This window comes from Cerasicoccus sp. TK19100 (assembly GCF_027257155.1).
Taxonomy (GTDB): domain Bacteria; phylum Verrucomicrobiota; class Verrucomicrobiia; order Opitutales; family Cerasicoccaceae; genus Cerasicoccus; species Cerasicoccus fimbriatus.
Genome location: NZ_JAPWDU010000006.1, coordinates 396,020 through 411,343, shown reverse-complemented (window position 1 = coordinate 411,343; position 15,324 = coordinate 396,020). Strand labels below are relative to the sequence as shown.

12 protein-coding genes are annotated in these 15,324 nt (G+C 57.5%); 10 read left to right on the top strand and 2 right to left on the bottom strand.

Annotation, left to right across the window (positions count from 1 at the left end):
• Positions 1 to 83: 83 nt before the first annotated feature.
• The 10 genes from dnaK (at position 84) to O3S85_RS16695 (ending at position 10,432) form a co-directional block, all read left to right on the top strand.
• Entirely contained in the window at positions 84 to 2,048 is a 1,965-nt protein-coding gene (gene dnaK, locus O3S85_RS16735; protein ID WP_269541933.1) for a molecular chaperone DnaK, read from the top strand.
• Positions 2,049 to 2,149: 101 nt separating this feature from the next.
• On the top strand, positions 2,150 to 2,455 hold the full coding sequence (locus O3S85_RS16730) for a hypothetical protein (protein WP_269541932.1): 306 nt from the start codon (positions 2,150 to 2,152) through the stop codon (positions 2,453 to 2,455).
• A 22-nt stretch (positions 2,456 to 2,477) separates the two neighbouring features.
• A complete protein-coding gene (locus tag O3S85_RS16725; protein WP_269541931.1) occupies positions 2,478 to 2,789 on the top strand; it encodes a co-chaperone GroES in 312 nt (103 codons plus the stop codon).
• 79 nt (positions 2,790 to 2,868) lie between these two features.
• Positions 2,869 to 4,518, top strand: coding sequence for a chaperonin GroEL (gene groL, locus O3S85_RS16720; RefSeq protein WP_269541929.1), 1,650 nt, complete (start codon positions 2,869 to 2,871; stop codon positions 4,516 to 4,518).
• Positions 4,519 to 4,913: 395 nt separating this feature from the next.
• A complete protein-coding gene (locus O3S85_RS21205; protein WP_343218956.1) occupies positions 4,914 to 5,102 on the top strand; it encodes a YjzC family protein in 189 nt (62 codons plus the stop codon).
• A 527-nt stretch (positions 5,103 to 5,629) separates the two neighbouring features.
• Complete coding sequence (locus O3S85_RS16715; protein WP_269541927.1) at positions 5,630 to 7,186, top strand: OpgD/OpgG family glucan biosynthesis protein; 1,557 nt, start codon at positions 5,630 to 5,632, stop codon at positions 7,184 to 7,186.
• The gene (locus O3S85_RS16710) at positions 7,143 to 7,676 is read left to right on the top strand and encodes a hypothetical protein (protein WP_269541925.1); all 534 of its coding nucleotides are present in this window, start codon (positions 7,143 to 7,145) and stop codon (positions 7,674 to 7,676) included. The genes O3S85_RS16715 and O3S85_RS16710 overlap by 44 nt, the downstream gene beginning before the upstream one ends.
• A gap of 1 nt (position 7,677) precedes the next feature.
• A complete protein-coding gene (mdoH, locus tag O3S85_RS16705) occupies positions 7,678 to 9,813 on the top strand; it encodes a glucans biosynthesis glucosyltransferase MdoH (protein ID WP_269541923.1) in 2,136 nt (711 codons plus the stop codon).
• Between the two features lie 95 nt (positions 9,814 to 9,908).
• Complete coding sequence (locus O3S85_RS16700) at positions 9,909 to 10,166, top strand: type II toxin-antitoxin system RelB/DinJ family antitoxin (RefSeq protein WP_269541921.1); 258 nt, start codon at positions 9,909 to 9,911, stop codon at positions 10,164 to 10,166.
• Entirely contained in the window at positions 10,166 to 10,432 is a 267-nt protein-coding gene (locus O3S85_RS16695; protein ID WP_269541919.1) for a type II toxin-antitoxin system YafQ family toxin, read from the top strand. Before O3S85_RS16700 ends, O3S85_RS16695 begins: the two co-directional genes overlap by 1 nt.
• Positions 10,433 to 10,507: 75 nt before the next feature.
• Here O3S85_RS16695 and O3S85_RS16690 read toward each other — a convergent pair whose 3' ends face one another.
• Together O3S85_RS16690 and O3S85_RS16685 are read right to left on the bottom strand one after the other, a co-directional pair.
• Positions 10,508 to 11,047: a PEP-CTERM sorting domain-containing protein gene (locus tag O3S85_RS16690; RefSeq protein ID WP_269541917.1), complete on the bottom strand. Its 540-nt coding sequence runs from the start codon at positions 11,045 to 11,047 to the stop codon at positions 10,508 to 10,510.
• 81 nt (positions 11,048 to 11,128) lie between these two features.
• Positions 11,129 to 15,238: a choice-of-anchor I family protein gene (locus O3S85_RS16685; RefSeq protein ID WP_269541916.1), complete on the bottom strand. Its 4,110-nt coding sequence runs from the start codon at positions 15,236 to 15,238 to the stop codon at positions 11,129 to 11,131.
• Positions 15,239 to 15,324: the final 86 nt, after the last annotated feature.

Genomic DNA, 15,324 nt, shown 5'->3' with positions numbered 1-15,324 from the left:
GCAGACTATTTTTATATTTCACTGAAGGAAAGCACTTTGCGAACTATTCAGTTTAAAGGCACGGCGATTGCATTAGAAGCGGCATGAGTAAAATTTTAGGCATCGACTTAGGCACGACTAATTCCTGCATGGCCGTCATGGAAGGCGGGGAACCGGTCGTGATCCCAAATAGCGAAGGCGCGCGCACCACACCATCCGTGGTTGCATTTGCAAAGAACGGCGAGCGCCTTGTCGGCCAGGCCGCGAAGCGCCAGGCCATCACCAACCCAAACAACACCATTTTCTCGGCGAAGCGCCTCATTGGTCGCAAGTTCTCCGAAATTCAGGAGGAAGCCAAGCACCTTCCCTACAAGGTAGTGGAAGGCAAGAACGGCGATGCACAGATCGAAGTCACCGTTCAGGGCGAGACCAAGCAATACGCTCCAGAGGAAATTTCTGCCATGATCCTCGGCAAGCTCAAGGCTGACGCCGAAGCTTACCTGGGTGAAACCATTTCCCAGGCCGTGATCACCGTCCCGGCTTACTTTAACAACCCGGAACGTCAGGCCACCAAGGACGCTGGCAAGATCGCCGGCCTCGAAGTGCTCCGCGTCATCAACGAACCGACCGCGGCTGCCCTCGCCTATGGCCTCGACAAGAAGTCCGACGAAACCATCGCCGTGTATGACCTCGGTGGCGGCACGTTCGACATCTCCATTCTGGAAATCGCCGACAGCGTCTTCGAAGTGAAGGCCACCAATGGCGACACCCACCTGGGTGGCGACAACTGGGACAGCGCCCTCATCAACTGGCTCGCAGCCGAGTTCAAAACTCAGAACGACAGCAGCGTCGACCTTCTTTCTGACCCGATGGCCAAGCAGCGCCTGAAGGAAGAAGCCGAGAAGGCCAAGATTGCCCTGTCCTCCAGCCAATCGACCGACATTAACCTGCCGTTTATCACCGCAGACGACACCGGCCCGAAGCACCTAAACGTCACCCTCAGTCGCTCCAAGCTTGAGCAACTGACGGACGACCTTGCCCAGCGCACCATCGCGCCGTTCAAGAAGTGCCTCGAAGACTCCGATGTCTCCATGAGCGAAGTCAACGACCTCGTCCTCGTCGGTGGTATGACCCGTATGCCCAAGATCATCGAGATCGCCAAGGGCCTCGCGGGCAAGGAGCCGCACAAGGGCGTGAACCCGGACGAAGTGGTCGCCATTGGCGCTTCCATCCAAGGCGGCGTTCTTCAGGGCGACGTCAAGGACGTGCTCCTGCTCGACGTGACCCCGCTGACCCTCGCGATTGAAACCGCAGGCGGCGTCGCCACACCGATGATCGAGCGCAACACCACAATTCCGACCAAGAAGTCTCAGGTCTTCTCCACCTATTCTGACAACCAGAACGCGGTGGACATCAAGATACTGCAAGGCGAACGCTCGATGGCGAACGACAACAAGCTTTTGGGCAACTTCCGCCTCGATGGCATCCCGCCCGCACCCCGTGGCGTGCCGCAGATCGAAGTCACTTTCGACATCGACTCCAACGGCATCCTCCACGTGAGCGCTAAGGACAAGGCCACGAACAAGGAGCAGAAGGTTTCCATCACCGGTGGCACCGGTCTCTCCGAGGAAGAAGTCGAAAAGGCCAAGGCCGACGCCGAAGCCCACGCCGAAGAAGACAAGAAACGCAAGGCTGGCGTGGAAGCACGTAACCAGCTCGACGGCCTCGTCTTCCAATGCGAAAAGCAGCTTAAGGAACTTGGCGAAAAGCTCCCGGCTGACAAGAAGGGCCCGATCGAATCCGCCCTTGCCGACGCCAAGAAGGTCCTAGAAAACCAGGAAGCTTCTTCCGACGAACTCAAGGCCGCCCACGACAAGCTTCAGGAAGCCTTCGCCGCTGCCGCTCAGGACATGTATGCCAACATGTCGCCTGAGGAACAGGCCGCTGCCCAACAGGCTGCCGCCGAAGCCGCAGGTGCTGAGTCCACCGCTGGCAACCCAACCGCCGCAGGCAAGGACGACGACGACGTAGTCGACGCCGACTTCGAAGTGGTCGACGACAAAAAGTAGGCGAAAATTAAAGTAAACAGATTAAAAATTAAAGTAACAGGTCACCAATCCATCTGACTGAAACTTTAATTTTTAATCTTTAATTTTTAAACTCCATATCCATGGCTCTAAACCACCTCGTCTTTACCGATCACGGCACCTTCCGGGTAAAGGCTGACAAGATGACGCCGGCCAGCGACATGCTCTCCCTTTACAACGAGGGTAAGCTCGTCGCTTCATTCAACAAAGACCGCGTCATCGGTGTAGGGTTGGAGCGATCCATGCCGGACTATCATGCCGTCAAGCTCACCGTGGTGGGCGAAGCGCATATCGAACCCGAGCAACCTGCTGAAGCACCCGCTGCTCCGGCAGCCCCGGAAAAGCCAGCGGACGATATGGACGATTACCTTCCAAAAAAATCACAATAAATAATCCCATACTCAAAATACTATGGCAACCGCAACCAAAGTGAAAATCAAGCCACTCGGCGACCGTGTACTCATCCAGGCTGTTAAGCTGGACGACGAACAAGTCAAGGGTGGCATCATCATCCCTGATTCCGCCAAGGAAAAGCCGCAAGAAGCCAAGGTCATTGCCTTGGGCACCGGCGGCAAAGACGAAAACGGCAAGGCCCAGCCCTTCAACGTGAAGGTTGGCGACATCGTGATCGTTTCCAAATACGGCGGCACCGAGGTTAAGTTCGAAGACGAGACCTACACGCTCGTTCGCGAAGACGACATCCTCGGCGTCGTTGAAGGCTAATTGCTCTGCATTGCAAAGCAACTTTGCTACACAAAGCATAATCATTCTTAAAACATAAAACGTAAAACTTAGAACCAATATGGCTAAGCAACTCAAATTCGACGAAGCCGCACGCAAGGCGATCCTTGCCGGCGTTCAAAAGCTCTCCGACGCGGTCAGCGTGACCCTCGGACCGAAAGGCCGCAATGTCCTCATCGACAAAAAGTTCGGCTCCCCGACTGTAACCAAGGACGGCGTCTCCGTCGCCAAGGAAATCGAACTGAGCGACCCTTATGAAAACATGGGCGCACAGATGGTTCGCGAAGTGGCTTCCAAGACCAGCGACAACGCTGGTGACGGCACCACCACCGCGACCGTTCTCGCACACGCCATCTACAAGGAAGGCCTCCGCAACGTAGCTGCCGGTGCCAACCCGATCTTCCTCAAGCGCGGTATCGACAAGGCCGTTGAAGCCGCAGTCGCCAAGCTCGCCAAGGACAGCAAGAAGGTTTCCGACCGCGAAGAAGTGAAGCAGGTCGCCACCGTTTCCGCTAACTGGGACACCGAAATCGGCGAAATCATCGCTGACGCCATGGACAAGGTTGGCAAGGACGGCACCATCACCGTGGAAGAAGCCAAGGGCATCGAAACCACCCTCGACGTCGTCGAAGGTATGCAGTTCGACAAGGGCTACCTCAGCCCCTACTTCACCACCAATGCCGAAACGATGGAAGCCATCCTCGAGGACGCTTACATCCTGATCCACGAGAAGAAGATCAGCAGCCTCAACGACCTGCTCCCGATCCTTCAGAAGGTGGCCAAGACCGGCAAGCCGTTCTTCATCATCGCTGAAGACGTCGAAGGCGAAGCCCTCGCAGCGCTTGTGGTTAACAAGCTCCGTGGCACGCTCAACGTTTGCGCCGTTAAGGCTCCTGGCTTCGGCGACCGCCGCAAGGCCATGCTCGAAGACATCGCCATCCTCACCGGTGGCCGCTGCATCACCGAAGACCTCGGCATCAAGCTCGACAGCCTCGAACTCGCCGACCTCGGCCAGGCCAAGCGCATCTCCGTCGACAAGGAAAACACCACCCTCGTTGAAGGTGCCGGCAAGGCTACCGACATCCAGGGCCGCGTGAAGCAGATCCGCCGTCAGATCGAAGAAACCTCTTCCGACTACGACCGCGAAAAGCTGCAAGAGCGCCTCGCCAAGCTTGCTGGCGGCGTAGCCGTCATCAACGTTGGTGCCGCAACCGAGCCGGAAATGAAGGAAAAGAAGGCTCGCGTGGAAGACGCCCTGCACGCAACCCGCGCCGCTGTCGAAGAAGGCATCTCCGCTGGTGGTTCCAAGGCTCTCCTCAACACCGCCAAGGAAATCGAGAAGGCTGCTGAAGCCCTCGAAGGTGACGAGCAAATCGGCGCTTACATCGTTCGCCGTGCAATCGAAGCTCCCCTCCGCAAGCTGTGCTCTAACGCCGGCGTCGAAGGCAGCCTCGTTGTTCAGGAAGTGCTCAAGAGCAACAAGACCACCGGTTACAACGTCGCTACCGGCGTTTACGAAGACCTCATCAAGGCTGGTGTTGTTGACCCGACCAAGGTGACCCGCTCTGCCCTGCAGAACGCCGCTTCGGTTTCCGGCCTGCTCCTCACCACCGAGTGCATGATCACCGACGAACCGGAAGAAAAGGGCTCGGCCCCGGCTCCGGACATGGGTGGCATGGGCGGTATGGGCGGCATGGGCGGCATGATGTAATTGGCCCAATCGCAGCATTAATATCGCTAAATGTTTTCAAGGCACCTCCACATTGGAGGTGCCTTTTATTTAGTCTGTAAAAAGCATTAGACCACTACATTTAGTATATATACAAAAATTCATTAACACTAAATACGCTAAAATTAGAGTAATTCACAATTTATAGTCCAAGAATTTGCGACTAGTGTGAATAACATTTTCTATTTGAAGCATTGACAAAATGAACCTTTTCAACCCAAGATGATGGTCCGCAAAAAACCCGGCATGGAACGAACCATGCCGGGAAAGGAACTCTAAGAGAGCTGATCTTTTTGAGTAGAAAGCAGTTAGCTTGGCTCTCTTAGTGATAAAATCAAGTCAAAATCAGGCATTGCGGGGTCTGAACACTAAAGAAAATGAGCAATAAGCAGTATAAACCTGGCCAGATCGCACCTAGATCTGGCCAATACGAACGTATCGGCTCACGTGGGGGTCGATCTGGTGCAGAGGTCACCGTAACAAAGGGCGAGCCAATGCCGCCGACCCCCAAACGCGGAGAGAGCTATCGACTAGCTGACGCCACCAAACACAAAGGAGGGCGTTAACCATGAGACGATATCGCGGAAATATGAATGGTGAGCGCTATCTCGCCAATATCAACGAGATGGAAGTACACGACCTAGATAGCGAAACTACTCGCTGTCAGATTGATACAATCATCGACCATGGTCATGATCGACCATACAATAGCCTATCAGCCGCTCACAATGACGGCTATGATAATTGCGCACATTGCATCGGAAATTCAAGGCGGTAGTATATCAACGCAACTCTTTCAAAGCCTCCGGCATTTCGCCGGGGGCTTTTTCTGAACCCCCATTTCAGTTACAGCAGAAAAATCAACCATGGCCGCTCGCAATGCACGGCCTTCGATGTATCATTGCGAGCCGGGCATTGCAGATTGCCTGATTCCATTTGTGCCGGTCGTGCAAGAAAAGCATCAGCTTGTTTTAAACAACCGGTAAAAACACCACTAGCATCGCTAATTAACTAACTCTAAATCAGCTACTTAAGTCACAGAAACCTCGTCAGCCCACCAGGTTGGCAGGTGACTTGCAAGGTGCGTATTCGTATGAACAAGCTGTTGTGTGCTATCAGCGCGTCATTGGCCTGCCTGACGTTGCAGGGGTATGATCGTGTTTCCGTGAACTTGGACTTCGTGAGTGATCTTGCGAAGCAGAAGGCCGAGGCTGCCTACGGTGAAGACGCCGAACCGCTCCCACCCGCGCTCAGGAATTTAACCTACGATGACTACCGCAACCTCCGCTTTCGCAACAGCGAGGCGCTGTGGCTTGGGCAGGACTATCGCTACATCATTGAGTTTTTCCACCCGGGCTACATCTACGATCAGCCCGTCCTCGTTTTTGAAACGACGGACACACACGTGCAGGAGATTCCGTTCCAGCGTGGCTTCTTCAACTACGAGGACACCACCCTCTCGCCCAACGAAGCACCGGATAACATCGGCTTCGCTGGCGTGCGCATTCGCTACCCGCTCAACATGCCGCAAGTGCGCGACGACCTGATCGTCTTCCAAGGGGCCTCGTATTTCCGCGCATTGGGCAAGGGTAACAGCTACGGCCTGTCCTCGCGCGCACTCGGTGTCGGCATCGGCAAAGAGGGCGAGCAGTTCCCGCACTTCACCCGCATCTGGCTCAAAAAACCCGCCGATCCCAACGCGGAGAAACTGATCGTATTTGCCCTCCTCGAAGGCGAAAACGTGACTGGTGCCTACGAATTTACGCTGACGCCCGGCGACGAAACCGTGGTGGAAGTCCGCAGCCGCATTTGGCCTCTTGGCGACACCGACCGCCTCAACTTCGCACCACTCACGAGCATGTTCTGCTTTGGCGAAAGCAGTGAGTTTCCCATCGACGACTGGCGCCCCGAGGTCCACGACTCCGATGGCCTACTCATCGCCAACGGCAAGCAGTGGACCTGGCGTCCGCTGAAAAACCCGACCACCATCACCCACCAGTCGTTCCCTGTGGACCAGCTGCGCGGCTTTGGCCTGCTGCAGCGCGACCGCCGCTTTGGCTCCTACGAAGATCTGGAGGCCAACTACGAGAACCGCCCCAGCGTGTGGGTTACCCCCGAAGGCAAATGGCCACAGGGTGAAATTGTCCTCGTCGAGTTGCCCACGCCGGACGAAACCGAGGACAACATCAACGCCTTCTGGAAACCCGCCGAGCCGCCCGCCAATGGCCAGTTTTACGACCTAAACTACCGCATGTCCTGGCGCAGCAGTGAGCCCAACCGCGCCTTGGCCAACGTGCTTGAATCCCGCATCGGCCAAAAGACGCTCGACCCGCAGTCGACCTCCTTCGCCATCGAGTTCTCACCACCCAAAGACTTCAAGCCCGAGCAACTGAGTGAGCTGACCATTGATTTCCAAGCCGACGGCGCACCCGTCAAGACCGAGCCCCAGTTACGCTATAACAAGCCGGAGAACTCCGTCCGCGCTTACTTCGATCTCAGCCGCAATACCCAGACGGCACACCATCTCGCGCTTACCCTCATGCGAAACGGCGAGCCCGTTTCGGAAAAATGGACCTACCTCTGGCAACCCATCAAGGCAAACGAACATGTCGCATCCAACCAGAGAAACCGTCTTTCGGCAGATCAGTGATCGCCTACGCGCCTATGGCGTGGACCACCTTTCGGTACGATACACCGTAACCGACGCCATACTGCGCGAAGCGACGCAACGCGGTGAAGACAATCTGTTGGCCCATGCCAGCGCCGTCTTCAACGAGCACCAAGCCGAGATTGTGGAAACGATTCGCCAGCACGCGGGCTTGCCCAAGAACGCGCAAGGCCGCGCGCAGGCAGTGCTGATCTTGCGCCAGGCCAACGCCAACACGATCTGGCCAGCCGCAGTCGAATCGACCGAAGCACTACGCGCGGAATTTGCGATCCACCCGCTGCCGCCCGCGATTACCACCGGCCCCGCCCTGTCACGCAGCACGCTGGGCGCGCCGCAGATCAATTTTGGCTCCATTGAGGAAACCACCAACAGCACCCTCGCCATGCTCAACCGCTGGCCCAAGCTACGCTTCGCCGGCTTCCTTGGCATCCTGGGTGGCCTGACTGCCTTCATCGTTTTCACCGCCCGCTAGTATGAACCAACAAGACTGGAAACGCATCAGCGAAAGCCGCCGGTTGATCTTTATGTCCGGCGTCGCCGTGACCACGCTACTCGGCGTATTACTTTTTGCCGACCTGCTTTGGCGCGTACCCTACAACAACGCCAAGTGGGTGCTGCTGGCAATCTTCGCCATTCTTTTCGCGAACTTATCCTTTGGCTTCGTGCAGGCCGTCGCGGGCTTCGTGTGCCTGCTCAAGCGCACCGACCAGCTAAAGATTTCCGCGCTGGATAAACTCTACGACGGCCAGCCGCTCACCTCTCGCACCGCCCTGCTCTTTCCCATCTACAATGAGGATCCGCAAAGCGTCGCCGCCAACATCGCCACCACCTACGAGGCGCTGACAAAGGCGGGCGTCATTGAGAATTTTGAGTTCTTCATGCTCAGTGACACCACCGCCTCCAACAACTGGATCGAGGAGGAATCCGCCTGGCTTGAAACCGTGCAAAAGCTCAATGCCCACGGCAAAATCTTTTACCGCAAACGCCGCGACAACCTGAACCAAAAGTCCGGCAACGTTGCCGACTTTTTGCGCCGCTGGGGCAAGCCCTACGACTTCTTTATCTGCTACGATGCCGACAGCCTGATGACCGCCGATACGCTCATTCGTATGACGCGTATCATGGAGCACACGCCCGATCTCGGCATCCTCCAGTCAATGCCCCGACTTTGCAATGCAAAGTCTCTCTTCGCGCGGTTGCAGCAGTTTGGCAACCGGCTCCAGGGCATGATCGGCGGCGCGGGGCTGAACTTCTGGCAACAAAGTGAAGGCAACTACTGGGGGCACAACGCCATCATCCGCACCGACGCCTTCACTCGCTATTGCAACCTCCCTGAGCTACCCGGCGCACGTCCGCTCGGCGGCCGCGTGATGAGCCACGACTTCGTGGAAGCCGCGCTCATGCGCAAGGCCGGGCTGCAAGTTTGGCTGGCCTATGACTTCGAGGGCACCTACGAGGAAATGCCGCCCAGCATCATCGACTTCGCCGTGCGCGACCGCCGTTGGAGCCAGGGCAACTTGCAGCACACCTGGATCATGCTCTTTGGCCGCATCCCGATGGTCAACCGCGTGCACATGCTCAACGGCATCATGAGCTACATTTCCGGCCCGCTCTGGCTCATCTTTCTCGTGCTGACTACCCTGATTTTCTACAGTTGGGAGAACAGTCAGCTCACGATGTTTATCAACGAATCATGGCTACCTTTGACCCCGGAGTCCACCAGCACGCAGGGCCTGATCGTCTTCCTCTTAACCATGGCGCTGATTCTCGTGCCCAAGGTCTTTCCTCTGGTGCTATTTTTAAAATCGCCCGAAGAGCGCCGCAAGTTTGGCGGCATGGCGCGGGCCGCCGCATCGCTACTGTTTGAAGTGACGATGTTTACCATCATCGCGCCGTCGCTGATGCTGTTTCACAGTTCGTTTATCGCGGCGCTGTTCATGGGCCAGCGCGTCAGCTGGAATTCGCAACGCCGCGGGGGTGACGGCATCAGTTGGCGCGAAGCCTTCGCCGTCCAGGGCCCGTGCACGCTAATCGGCGTCATGTGGGGCCTGCTCGCCTGGCACATCGCGCCGTCACTGTTTTGGTGGATGTCCCCCGTGCTCTTTGGCTGGGTGCTGGCACCGTTCATCACCGTCTGGACTAGCCGCGAATCCGTTGGCGATTGGATCGCTAATCGTGGCCTGTTGCTCAGCCCGGAAGACATCGCCCCACCCGCCGAAGTGCAGACGCTTCGCGACAAGCTCGCCATAGCCCCGCGCCTGCCCAAACCAATTCCCGAGCTGGCCGACGACTACGGGCTGATCCGCGTCATCGTCGACCCCTACCTCAACGCCCTGCACCAGCAGTTTCTGCGCGAACGCGATCACCAGCCCGACGATATTCGCGACGACCTCGCGGCCCTGCGTCAGCGGCTCCTCTCGGAAGGTGCCCCCGCCCTCTCCGCCGACGACAAGCTACGCCTGCTTTACGACCTGCCCAGCGTGAGCCTGCTCCACCAGGAACTCTGGGACGCCCCCACTGAGAAAATCGCCAGCTGGTGGCGCCTCGCCCTCAGCCGCTACAACCGCGAAAGTATGTTCCGCGTGGACCTGCAAACACCGGCGGCTTAAGTGACGATAGCGACCGCATCGCGAACCAAGGCCTCGTTCTGAGCTAACTAACGAATGCTATTGACCTGTGTTGCTTTTGTAACACAATGGGCAGCATGAAAACCGCAGCGGTTCACAGTCGCATCGAGCCTGAAATCAAGGAGAAGGCTGAGAGTATTCTGAGCCAACTAGGAGTTACGCCCACGGAGGCGATACGTATGTTTTATACGCAAATAGCTCTCCAGAAAGGCCTACCATTCAGTGTCAAAATTCCAAATAAGGAAACAGAAGCGGCGCTAAGGGACTCCCGAGAAGGTAAAAATCTGGAGCGCTTTAATTCAGTTGATGCATTGGCGCGCAGCTGGGACGACTGATGGAAATCTATCAGACTTCTAGATTTAAAAAAGACGTTAAGCGCCAGAGAAAACGAGGGAAAGATCTATCCAAACTCACCGATCTGATTAGCAAAATAATTTCCGGCGTCCCCTTGGACCCCCGCTACCGAGAACATCCCTTAACTGGAAATTGGCTGGGCTCGATCGATTGCCATATCGAACCCGATTGGCTTCTGATCTATCGGATAGATGGCGAGTCGTTGTTTCTCGAGCGGACTGGTAGCCATAGCGACTTGTTTGGTTGAGCAAAGACTCGCCCTAATAAAAAACCGCCCGGCGTGGTCCGGGCGGCTTGGAAAGGAAACGCGTTTGCGTAGTGCTTAGGCTTGGCGGCGGCGACGCACGTAAGCGAGCGTCAGGACACCAAAGCCGGCGATCAGCGCATAGGTCGTTGGCTCAGGCACATTGACCGGCAACGCGAGCGTGCCAGTGGAGATGTTACCGTTGCTGTCTTCAAACTGCACCGCAATGGCCTTGGAGAGGTCCGGCTGGTAGGCATCATAGGTGATGTCCAGGAACTCGCCGTTCAAGTTGGAGCCAAAGTAATCGATGCCGGTGATCATCCCCATATCAAAGGTGATGAACGGGTCGAGATCATCGAACAGATCAAAGAAGACCAGGCCGCCGGCATTGAACTGCCAGCCCATATCATCGATGGAACCATCGCCGGTGGTCAGCGGATTGGTGTCCGCCGTGCCGGTAGTGACGCCGTTGTCGTTGACGACGATGAAGCCGCTGATGTCGATACCAGCCAAGGGGCCAGTGGTGAAGCTTCCTGCAATCGGATCCAGTGTGATAATCCCGGCCGAGGCCAAAGGCGCGACCAAGGCGGCCGACGCAAGTAACAGGATGTTTTTCATAATGATGGAAACTTTGTTGGGTTAAAAGGTCGGAAGCGGGGCCGACGGATCGGCGTCAACCCCGCGTCAAACAAGGTTGGCTTAGATGCCGGACTCGATGCTGTAGAGCGTGACCGTGCCGCTGATTTCGTTGGCAACCGCGATGGTCGGAACGCCCAGTGGGGAGTCGGACGCCGGGATGAACTCGATGCCTTCCGGGCCGAGGTCGCCTGCTTCTTCGGTGTCTGCGTCAACCATGTAGTTACGGTTGCTGACGTAGGCCACGAACTGAGGCGTGCGCGGGTCGGTGACATTGTAGATCATGATGGCGCTCTGGCGCTCGAGGCCGAGAAACGCGTAGGTCTGGCCGTCGATTTCGGCAACGGTTAATGCTTCCGGCTCCACACCCTTGGCGTCCGAGCGCGACTCGAGGGAGTCGTTGTCGTCGTTGTTGGAGTGGAAGACATTCGGGAAGATCGACGCGGTGAACTCGTCGAGGTCGTTGTTGCCGTTGGCGCTGGTGCCACCAACCTGACGGAAGCGACCGACAACCGGGGCTTCGTAAACCGACATGGACCGGCCACCGAAGACCATCGGCACATCGATGTCGCCATCCTTATCGAGGTCGGATGCCACGAGGTTGATTTCGAGGCGGCCGAGTTGGTCGTTTTCCTGAAGCGGGGCCAGCGTACTAATAACGGCTGGGTCGAAGACGTAGGTGGTTTCACCAGCGTCGCCGATATCCTTGAAGCGGAGCTCTTCGAAGTCGCGGGCGTCACCTTCGTTGGCGGTGAGCAGGTAGCTCATGCCTTCGAATTCGACAAACGCGATCGCGTCGGGCTGGGGCAGACCGTAAAGGCCGGGCTCGAAGGTGACGTTGATCGGCTCGTCGTCTTCGCCTTCGTCGCGGTCGCTGGCATCGAGCGGAATCATACCGTAGTTGATCGTGCCAAGCGGCAGGATATTGCGCACTGCGTAACGCTTGAGGTCGATGATGGCTACCGCGTTGGCTTCTTGCAGGCCAACCCAGGCAGTCTCACCGTCCGGCGAGATGGCCACGTATTCCGGCTCGAGGTCTTGAGCCACGTTCTCGGCGAGGCCGGCGTCAATTTGCGTCAGCAGAACACCGCGTGAGCGGAGAACATCCTCGCGGCGATTCCAGCGATCGAAGGTAACTTCGGTATGGGTTGCCACGGCGAAGCTGCCGCTGAAGTCGATGATCGACACGGAGCCTTCCGGATTGTCAGAGCCAACCATTTCACCTTCGTTGGCCACGACGAGCTGGTTACCATCGGCGGTGAAGGTGAGCATGTCGGGCAGGAAGCCGACGGTGATCGGGCTACCGATCATGGCCAGCGTGCTCGGGTTGTGCAGCGTCACGACACCACGGCCAGCAACACCGGACTCGTCGGACCAGGCAATTGCCACTGCGTCACCAAGGGCACCGGTGAAGGTGTCGACGCTGTTCGGCTCGAAGTTTGGCTGAGGCGCGACAATCGCGTTGATCTGCGGTAGCTCGCCGCTGGACGGATTGCTGGCGTCGAGGACGCGGATCTCTGCGGCGGAGGCGGCGCTGCTAACCACGAAGAGGCGCTGTGTGCCTGCGTGGTAAGCGACGATTTCGGCACCGGCTTCATCAAAGAGACCGGAATTAAAGGTGGCCACCGGAGTCAGGCGCAGAGCACCGGCCGGAGCAACCGGGATGTCGTTGCCGACGGAGTCGTAACGCTCATCGAGGTTCTGGATGCGGGCGTCCTGAGTCGGGTCCATTTCCGGCTGGCTGTAGGCGAGGCCTGCCGTGCCGAAGTTGCTGGTCAGGTATTCCTGAAGGGCTTCGACTTCACCGATCTCAAGGTCGACGAGGTCACTCTGCAGATCGGCGAAGGGATAACCGTCACCACCGCCAGCGAGGAAGTTAAGGGTAACCATCTTGAACTCTTCCGTGGCAGCGCTGTCCACGAAGGCACCGTCGTCATAGATGACGCGGGTTACGCGACCGTTGAGGCCCATCAGTGCGATGGAGCGGATCATGGCCGGCGTGTCGATGCCGGCGTCATACTCGCCGTTATCGTTGCTATCGATCACCGGATAGTAGGAGAACTGCATGCCGCTGATCTGTGGGAAGCGGCCTTCGGTGCGGCCAGCGAAGCTGCGGGAAACCGCATACTCGAGCACCTCAAGGAGGTCCTGACCGGAGAGTGTGAAGGTCACCAAGCCGTTGTTGAAACGCAGCACGTTGGCGACGTCCAGCTCGGAGATTGCGCCAACCGGCTTGCTTGCTGCCGGGTTGCCTTGCGGCGGAAGGAGCTCGCCGGTGATGCCGTCAACCACGCCAATCGGGGTGCGGATGCCGCCACCGTTCTTGAAGGAGATGACGACTTCCGGATCGCTTTGTAGCGCCTTCCAAAGATTGGCGTCAGCGGTGAGGTTACCGAGGTTGGTTTCCTGCGTGCGGACGAGCTCGCGGTCACCCACCAGGTATTCAGCGGTGTAGCCGTAGATGTTGCCATCTTGCGCCAGCACGATGCCTTCGACTTCGTCGACGAGTGCCTTCACGAGACCACCACGTGTGCCAGCAGCGAAGGGAGCGGTGAGGTCACCCCAGAGGTTTTGCACCATGGCGTCGGTCGATGCAACCGGGCCGTTGATGCTGTCATCGAGGTCATTAACCACGACCAAGCCGTCGGTGTCGAACGGCACGTTCAAGCGGCCAAGGTAGCTGTATTCGCCGTCGGTGCTGACGATCAGTGTGGTGTCACCGTTGATGTCCGTGACTTGAACCGGGTAAACATCGTCGGCCACATCACCGGGGCGAAGCGTGTCGTTGGCGTCGGCCAGAAGCGTGTCCGAACCACCGGCGATAATCACGTCGACATCCGTCAGACGGGTGGCGAGGTCCTCTTCCAACGCGATTTGCTGAAGGTGGGTCACGAGGATGACCTTGTTCACGTCGTCAGCGGTTTCTGCGATGCCGTCGAGGCCGAGCAGCACCTGGTCAATGACGGGCTGAAGCTGCGTGGCAAGCAAGGCCATGTCGTTGTCATTAACACCAACCACAACCGTGCCGGACGGCGAAGAAATGACATTCAGGCGCTGAGTCGTCGCGCCGACGATGCCGACGTTCTGACCGTTCACGGAGAAGATCGCGGCTTTGCCAATCTTGGTGGAGTTGTATTGGCTTTGCGGGAACTTGTTCAGGTCTGCCGGATCGAAGGCGAAGGCGTTGCCGTCGAGGATGTCGCTCGTTACGATGCCGCTCAAGTCGGCGTCACCGGAGAAGTCGAGGTTGGCCGAAAGATACGGGAAGGTCGTGCCGGGCCATTCGATTTCCGGGCCCACGATGTTGGACGGATCGTCGATGCGGTCGTTGTCGAATTCTTCTTCGATCAGGTCGCGCAGGGTCTCGGAGCCGAGGTCGAACTCGTGGTTACCGATGGCGGATGCATCGAAGCCAACGATGTTCATGATCGTGATATCGATTGCACCATTGCGGGTTTCGATTTCGCTGCCTTCGACACCGTCAGTCAGGGAAATGCCAAAGAGGGACTCGTAGGCGTCGCGCAGGTCGTCCTCAAGTGAGAAGTCACTGGAGGCACTAAAGAACGGACCGGGGATAATGTTGTCACCCGCGGAAAGGATCATCGTGCCGTCGGCGCTACCGGGGTTTTCTTCGAAGTGCTGGGCAAGCGCCGCGAAGTTCGGCGCACGGCCGATAGCGTCGATGCCACCTTCGAGGTCGGAAGCGTGCAGGACTTGCAGCGTGTAAGAGGTCGCGCCAACACGCGGAGTCTTAACCGGTGCGCCAGTCGAGCCCGTCTTGGCGGACTTGCTGCCTGCGGAGTAAGCGAGCGTTGTGTAGCCGCTGGTGATAGAGACGGCACCCGTGGAGTGAACCACGATCTTGCCGCCGGCGGGCAGCGAGGAACCTTCACCGAACGTGAAGCCCGGCTTGTCGTCACTCAGGGTGATGATGATCGTGGTTTCTTCGATCTGGAAGTCGCCCTGAACGCCGGAGGAGATGCCCTCCAAGGCGATTGTCAGGCCGGAGAGATCATAGGCTTCTCCAGTGTCGTTGACAAAAACGGTCATTCCGTCTTCGGCGCTAATGGTGAGCGTCGAAGCAGAATCCGCGGCTTGCGCATACATCGGTGGCATCGCGCCCAGGGCTGCCAGAGACAGGCCTGAAAATAGTGCAGTCGAGAGGATTTTCATGCTGTTAGGATTTACGTTCAAAAAAAGTCGGTCTGACTTTTCGCCGTATTCAAAGGGCTCCTAAACAGCCACGGTCAACGCCCAAC